Genomic DNA, 1190 nt, shown 5'->3' on the forward strand with positions numbered 1-1190 from the left:
AATAGTACATTGATGCAGGCTCATGCCGTAGCGGTTGAGCAGCAGCTCAATGATTTCTGATATCAAAGTTCGTCGCTGGTCTCTTTATCCTCTTTCCCGGAAAGCATTTTTCTATCATGATCAGGAAGTTTCTTATTACTGCTTTTTTGCCATTCAAAGAGGGCTCCCAGAGTGTAGGAGTAAGGAATGCTTTCTGCATGGGAGAATGACCATTCAGGCACATTTTCCCTGAAGTATTTTTCCCAGCCATGCTCATACATTTTCATGGTCCGATCACGTCTTTCACGGAACTGAAGATAATGCTCGCCCTGCGTCCAGCCATGCATCATGTTGTTGGCTTTAACACGGTTGGCATAGGCTTCATCGGTTTCACTGAATCGTTGAGGCGTGGTAATGGCAGTACGTTTCACATAGTCAGATTCCGTTTCGCCTGCTTCTCTCCAGCGATTGATCCTGTCAAGACTCCGGCCCAGAGGTCCACCCAGCCATTGAGTGAGCATCTTGTTGTCATTCATGAAGAAGTCGAAAGTGAGGCTTGTTGTCAGAGCCAGTCCGAAGGTTTGAGTATAGGTAAACCCGGATATAAGACCGTGGGCGTATGCTCCGGCAGTGGCTATCGGACCCAGCACAAGACCGGCTGTGGCAGATGCCATGGTTTTCACTTTTGCCGGTGTGATCCTGTGTAGCAGCGGTACCTTAACCCCTTGTCCGGAACCCATGGATTTCACCATTTCGGGAACCAGGCGGAAAAGGCTGCGATACCTGTGGGGGTTGGCGTTATATTGTCTGGTAAACAGCATAGAGCCGGTTTTTAGCAGAATGATTGAGGAAGCGGTCCTGCCCAATGGCATTGCCAGTCCACCCAATTCAGAGACTTGTTCAATGCCGCTGTGGTAGGCGTATTGCCTGTTTCGGTTAAAATCGATGCCATAGTGTTCCATCCAGTGCCGGAAAGGTGTCAGTATCCGGTGCAGGTAATCGCCCCTGTTGGTCAGATCCAGAAGGTAGAGGAACGACATGTTTGACAGGGATAGTAAGGTAGCCTCGAGAGTGTTATGGGCCGAAAGTAGAGGTTTGTAGCTGGAGAAATACCAGGTGACCGTCTGTGCCAGGAAGGCTGAAGGTTTGACCCAGTAATCATTGAGCTGCTGCTCAACCGCTACGGCATGAGCCTGCATCAATGTACTATT

1 protein-coding gene is annotated in these 1190 nt (G+C 49.4%); it reads right to left on the bottom strand.

Annotated features, from left to right (window positions below; translation table 11 throughout):
* Positions 1 to 62: 62 nt before the first annotated feature.
* Positions 63 to 1190 (bottom strand): hypothetical protein (locus KDK18_RS14020; RefSeq protein WP_257255554.1); only part of this gene is annotated, 1128 nt, incomplete at its 5' end.

The sequence above is a fragment of the Endozoicomonas sp. SESOKO3 genome, from assembly GCF_024606255.1.